This window comes from Alkalibacter mobilis, assembly GCF_015594845.1.
GTDB lineage: Bacteria > Bacillota > Clostridia > Eubacteriales > Alkalibacteraceae > Alkalibacter > Alkalibacter mobilis.
Genome location: NZ_JADNRK010000047.1, coordinates 1 through 5,700 on the forward strand (window position 1 = coordinate 1; position 5,700 = coordinate 5,700).

7 protein-coding genes and 1 pseudogene are annotated in these 5,700 nt (G+C 36.0%); 1 reads left to right on the top strand and 7 read right to left on the bottom strand.

Annotation, left to right across the window (positions count from 1 at the left end; all coding sequences use genetic code 11):
- Positions 1 to 123: 123 nt before the first annotated feature.
- From IWB18_RS12130 to IWB18_RS12145, 4 genes are all read right to left on the bottom strand, one after another.
- Positions 124 to 378: a MerR family transcriptional regulator gene (locus tag IWB18_RS12130; protein WP_195683886.1), complete on the bottom strand. Its 255-nt coding sequence runs from the start codon at positions 376 to 378 to the stop codon at positions 124 to 126.
- A gap of 153 nt (positions 379 to 531) precedes the next feature.
- Entirely contained in the window at positions 532 to 888 is a 357-nt protein-coding gene (locus tag IWB18_RS12135; RefSeq protein ID WP_195683887.1) for an N-6 DNA methylase, read from the bottom strand.
- A 233-nt stretch (positions 889 to 1,121) separates the two neighbouring features.
- Positions 1,122 to 2,045 (bottom strand): alpha/beta hydrolase, encoded by a 924-nt coding sequence (locus tag IWB18_RS12140; RefSeq protein WP_195683888.1) that lies wholly within the window; start codon positions 2,043 to 2,045, stop codon positions 1,122 to 1,124.
- Positions 2,033 to 2,665, bottom strand: a complete 633-nt coding sequence (locus tag IWB18_RS12145; RefSeq protein ID WP_195683889.1) for a TetR/AcrR family transcriptional regulator — start codon at positions 2,663 to 2,665, stop codon at positions 2,033 to 2,035. Before IWB18_RS12145 ends, IWB18_RS12140 begins: the two co-directional genes overlap by 13 nt.
- 256 nt (positions 2,666 to 2,921) lie before the next feature.
- Between IWB18_RS12145 and IWB18_RS12150 the strand changes: the two are divergent.
- Positions 2,922 to 3,190: pseudogene (locus IWB18_RS12150) on the top strand (ATP-binding protein); the annotation flags it as partial.
- A 206-nt stretch (positions 3,191 to 3,396) separates the two neighbouring features.
- Here the strand turns inward: IWB18_RS12150 and IWB18_RS12155 are convergent.
- The 3 genes from IWB18_RS12155 to IWB18_RS12165 all read right to left on the bottom strand — a co-directional run.
- Positions 3,397 to 4,356 carry a zf-HC2 domain-containing protein gene (locus IWB18_RS12155; protein WP_195683891.1) on the bottom strand — a complete coding sequence of 320 codons (960 nt, stop codon included), beginning with the start codon at positions 4,354 to 4,356 and terminating at the stop codon, positions 3,397 to 3,399.
- A gap of 2 nt (positions 4,357 to 4,358) precedes the next feature.
- A complete protein-coding gene (locus tag IWB18_RS12160; protein WP_195683893.1) occupies positions 4,359 to 4,832 on the bottom strand; it encodes an RNA polymerase sigma factor in 474 nt (157 codons plus the stop codon).
- Between the two features lie 566 nt (positions 4,833 to 5,398).
- A partial coding sequence (locus tag IWB18_RS12165) for a cobalamin B12-binding domain-containing protein (RefSeq protein ID WP_195683892.1) occupies positions 5,399 to 5,700 on the bottom strand: 302 nt, incomplete at its 5' end.

Consider the following 5,700-nt stretch of genomic DNA (forward strand, 5'->3'; position numbering starts at 1 on the left):
AGGTATCATCCTTTCACAACTTTTAAAGTCAACAGAGTTGCTTTACTGACTATAAAAGTACTTTGATGTAACCTATTGTCTCATGTTAAAGTAAATTTTAAAATCCATGCGATTATTGACCGCTTACCTTTCATCCATTCTTTCAATTAATGTACTTAAACTATCATTATGAATAATCTCTTCCACTTCTGCGAGTTTGAAATCAAAGCATTTATATTTTTTGCATTCAGCAAGAAAATTAATATCCCACTCATCATAATAACGATATTTATTTATGTGATCTTTGCTAGGTTTCACAATATTTTTTGATTCATAAAATCTTAGTGTCTGCATAGGGATGTCAAGGATTTTTGATACTTCTCCAATCTTGAACTTCAAAACGCAACCTCCTTTACTATACACATAAACTCTCAGGGGGACAGTCTCCGCGCGCGGAAACATATCTATACCACTATTATACTTTTTATCCGTTAGTGGAAACAAGTCAATCTTTTATGCTCCAGTACCCCATCCAGGGTCAAACACTCTGCCCTAATAGGGCTTTATGACTTCGACCAAGGTTTTAACCACACAACTCGACGTATAGAACTCGCCCCAACGTTTTCCTTCTTGTTCGTCAAACATGGTCAAGCAATATTTATAGGCTCGTCCTAATAAATCTTGTTCTTCTTTTCCCTTTAGTTTAAGATTGGTGAAAATATCGACCACTTCGCCCAGTTTAATTTTATCCAGTTCGGGCCGTGCATAGTTCATTGGCAAGATATTTTTTAGTTGCTTGTTTTCTTTTTCAATGGCTTCATCAATGAGTTTACCAGTGGTCGGTGACTTTGCGTTTTCGGCAATATATCCCCTTCGTGCTTGCTTGGGGGCAAAGAGTATATTTTCCATAATTCACCCAATATCTTGCTTGTATAACACAATTATGCTTGTGAATATATGGAATATTGCATAAGTAAACACACAACCAATCTATTCATAAAGATTCGTCATGGGTTTCACCAGAGACGCATTGGGGACGTTTTTGCTAAATATTTTTTCGTTTATCTAATCTCATAAAAATGATAGCGCCAAAGCAATTGTGACGTAAACTAAAACGTCTCCTATGCGTGCTGTAATCTTTACTATTCCGCTAACTTCGAATGAATAAATTCACAAATTTCTAGCATGGCTTCGGTTGCTTCTTTAAATATCGGAGCTAACAATGGGAACGCATGTACCATACCATCCCAAACCTTAAAATCAACCTCAACCCCATGTTCTTTTGCTTTTTGAGCAAAACTAGTTGCATCGTCTAAATGAATTTCATTCGAACCTATAACAATAAACAACGGTGGGAACCCAGTCGGATCTCCATATTGGGGAGATAACAGTGGGTCGGTTATATCGCTATCACCGATATAATATTGTGTCCATATTATCCAAGAATTTAATGGTGCGATGTCCTTCTTAAAATTATATTTAAATGAATTCGCTTGACAGGATAAATCGGTCACTGGGGAAATAGAAAATGCCGCTTTAGGATATTGAATCCCCTTTTGCTTTAATGCCATTAACAGTGATAATGTTAATGTTCCACCAGCCGACTCACCACCAACCACAATATTGTTTGCTTTATATCCTTCACTTAATAACCACTCATACGCTTTAACACAATCATCAATCGCTCCAGGGAACGGGTACTCTGGTGCTAATCGATAATTAATGTGCAACGTTTTGATTCCAGTCCCTTTTGTAAATTTCATCACGTGCATACGGTGAGAGTCACAATCGCCCGATATAAACCCACCACCATGAATATAAAATAATACTTTATCTTGTGGGGCATTTTCTGGAATTATCCATTCGCCAGTCATCCCGTCAACATCAACCGCTTTTACTTGCATATCATCGGGAATTTTATTCATTCTAACTGAGGCTTTTGCAATACCCTCTCTAAAATCTGTCACAGAAAAAGTTTCATCTACCACCTCAGGTTTTAATTTGAATTTAAATAAATGTCTGTTCCTAATTAGTGAAATTATCATTTTACTCTTTAAACTTTGCATTGTTTTTTCCTTTCTTTTTGAACAATTGTTCCATTAATAAATAAATCTACATATTTTTCAATAATTTCTTCATCAATCTTTTGCTCTGGCTGAGTATACTGTTGCTTTACAATCTCAATAAAAATATATTCAAAAAACTCTCTTAGTGCCCACGTTGGCAAATCCTTTCGTATCTCACCGTCTTCTTGACCCAATTTAATGATTGCTTCACCAATCTGATAAAAACCATCTTTGGGGTTCTTATTAGAATCAAATGAAATCATTTGTTTCATATGGTAGACCAAATATTTTTCAAATATTTCTTGATTTTCATAAATACCCGTTAATAATTCAGCAATAACATGTACCATTCGAGAACGTGTGTCAGGCAGGTCTTTAAATTTCATCACCCTTGCACCATATTGCTCTTTAATACTTTGCTGCATGTACGCACTGATTATTGCTTCTTTTTGTCTAAAATGATTGTATAGCGTCCCTTTGGCAATATCTGCTTCCTTCGCGATTTGCTCCATTGTCGTTTTGTCTACTCCTTGTTTTTTAAATAATTTTATTGCAACTTTTACGATTAGTGCACTGGTTTTATCTTTTTTTCGTGTTGTTCTTGTCTGTTGATTTTCCATTTATAATCAATAAACCTCCTTTCAAAAACAAAAACTATACGTCGTTCAAAATTGTACGACGTATAGTTTAATTATATTCTTATTCCTTTTATTGTCAACTATTATTGTTAAAACAGTAGGCAGTCGATATTTTAATCTGAATAATATCGCAGTCATTAGCAACTAATGCCGTTAAATGATAAAATATCCCCAATAGGAGAGTGAGCATTAATGGCAGAGAAAAAACAGCGACGATCAAGCAGTATCAGAAATGCGCATCCTAATTATTGACGAATGGCTACTTGTCAATCTTACGGAGCTGGAGGCCAGAGATCTTCTAGAAGTAATCCATGCTCGCCACCATAAAGCTTCCACGATTTTCTGCTCTAAGTTTGCACCACTTGGGTGGTACAGTAAATTTTCAGAGGCTCAGGTAGCAGATGCTATTCTTGATAGAATTGTTCACGATTCTTACATGCTTGAGATCCACTACATCAATAAAGAACATGACGATCTATGAGAGAAGTGTACGGCATTAAAGAATAATCAATGTTGGTTCCTAGCCGGAACCGTTGGAACCGCTGTCCGGAGCCATTGGCACCAGGCTCCGGACAGGCTGGTTTCTTTTAGTGGAATATTCAGCGAATCCTACAGACTAAACAAATCTAAAGAGTAAGTGGCTCAGAAATTCATGGTCAACTGGCTCATATTTTTATGGACATTTACAGAAAAGACTTGAATTAAATAGAAAACTATTCTGTTAAAAAGTATCTTGTAAATATAACGCCTAATCCCATAACAATAGCAATGAAAACATAAAGCAGGAATAGTTCTGCTTTTTCCAAGTTTGTTCTTACTTGGTTGCCCGAGTTCTCCTGGTTTTTGAAATTGTCAGTGATTTCTTTCCCATCTGCATCGTACATGGAAGTTGTATCTAAACGGGGATTATAAAAGGTATCAGCTATTGAGTTCTCGAAATTGATCTCTATCTCTTTCGCAGAAATGATCTCAAGAAACTGTTGATTTTCAACATCGAATTTAATCACTTTCCTTACCCTATCCTTTGCAAGATCTCCCGGCTTAGTATAGGCGTAAAAATCCAATCCGTAGTACTTGATTTCGTCCGAAAGATTATATCCGCTTATAGCATAATACGGCTCGTTGTTGATTGTAATCGGAAGAATCTGCAAAACCGAGGAATAATCTGAAGACCTGATTCTAGCACTAAGTATTCGATATCTCTGATTAAAACCTTTATCAAGTATAGCTATCCCATTTATATTTGTTCTTTCTTGATCCTTGAATGTAGCAAACAGCAAGCCATCAACCTCTTTTGTCTCCAAAACATAAGCATTAACTGAGGGTTCAGAAGGAGCAATAAATTCTGTTATACCAGCTGCCAGATGACTTTTGTCATTGGCAAAATTATATTCCGAAGTATAGATCACCCAGGACAAAACCAATGTCAGGATGACGCACAACATTGCCGCCAACAGTCGAGTCCTTTTGACCTTCTTAAGGAATTTCAGTTCAATCACCGGCACTTTTTCGGTATTTCCGATATTTGCAGCCATCTGTTCATATACTTTATAACAATCCTCACAGGTATCCAGATGCTGTTCAACTGCATGATTTGTATCATCGCTGGTCAGTTTCTCAATATAGTTGGGAAGTAAATCCTGAACAATGTTGCAATTTAACTCATTTTTCATTCCTATCCCTCCTTCACTAATTTTTGTTTTCCCCTATAAAAAGTAACGCGTGCCCATGTCTCATTTTTCTTTAATATTTCACCTATTTCTCGAAAACTTAGTTCTCCAGTAAGCCTTAAGTACATGACCTCCCGGGTCTTTTCATCCAAGCTCTGAAGTTTTTGATATAACTCAACTTTAGATTCGTTTACCAAAATTAAACTTTCAACATTTTCTTTCGCAGGAAGGCCGTCAGATATCTCATCAATAGGATTTGAATCGTATCGTTTTCTTTTTTCATGTTCCTTAAATAATAAATGTTTTGCAATCTGGCAAAGCCAGGTGGATATTTTGCAGTCTCCTCGAAAATTGTCATACGATTTTATTGCTTGATAGAAGGTTTCCTGTGCCAATTCTTCAGATAAGTCGGTGTCATGAGACATGCAGAATAAGTACTTGAAAACCGTTTGAAAATAATCGTTATAAAGCTTTTCCATACTCTGCACTCAATCACCTCCTACTAATAAGAGCATAAAAAACATGATTCGTTACAAAAAATAGTTATTTTCTTAAAAATATTCGTAATGAAGGGCTGCAATGGAAACTAGCACTCTTCTTTAAGAATCGTGTATATACAATCATCTATCCATTTGTCATCTAATTTAGGTTTTTTTCAAATGAGCTATTTTCTCATTCCTGCTTTTTAATATATGCTACCATTCAGCACGTTCGATGATAACCTTAATATCCATTCACTCTTGTTCGAGCCTTCTTTTATACAACAGCACCATTAGGTACCGGTAAAATCGAATTCAATGTCTACGATCAATGAAATAATTATGCTCTTAGTATACTAAAACTTCATCTTGAATAGAGTATTTACTGTAATCTTTTAATTAAACAGACTAGCCATTTATAGACTAGTCTGTTTATCTGTTATTTGGTTTTTTTACATTGTGAATTTTTATTATGTTTTTGAAAATCGAATTTTCCTATATGATACTAGATTTTCTACCTCATTCAAGCTTGAATCATCATGCTTTTACTAAAGCATTTATCATAATTATGCTTTTACCAATTCTTTGGCTTTAGTCACAGCGCTGCCAGCGTCAGGAGCGTATCCGTCTGCCTTGATCTCTGCTGCGTACTCAGGTGTTACAGGTGCTCCACCTACGATTACAGTGAATCCTGCTTCTTTAAGTGCAAGCGATGTCTGCTTAAGTGCAGGCATTGTAGTTGTAAGAAGTCCTGATGCAGCTACTATAACTGCGTTGTTCTCTTTAGCCACTTCTACAAACTTCTCTGCTGGTACGTCAACTCCAAGATCGATCATTGTAAATCCTGAGCTCTCAAGCATCATGCTTA

Bases quoted from the DNA above. Each gene is read 5' to 3' on its own strand.
- IWB18_RS12155 (WP_195683891.1), bottom strand. From the start codon at position 4,356: ATGAAAAATGAGTTAAATTGCAACATTGTTCAGGATTTACTTCCCAAC.
- IWB18_RS12140 (WP_195683888.1), bottom strand. From the start codon at position 2,045: ATGCAAAGTTTAAAGAGTAAAATGATAATTTCACTAATTAGGAACAGA.
- IWB18_RS12135 (WP_195683887.1), bottom strand. From the start codon at position 888: ATGGAAAATATACTCTTTGCCCCCAAGCAAGCACGAAGGGGATATATT.
- IWB18_RS12160 (WP_195683893.1), bottom strand. From the start codon at position 4,832: ATGGAAAAGCTTTATAACGATTATTTTCAAACGGTTTTCAAGTACTTA.
- IWB18_RS12145 (WP_195683889.1), bottom strand. From the start codon at position 2,665: ATGGAAAATCAACAGACAAGAACAACACGAAAAAAAGATAAAACCAGT.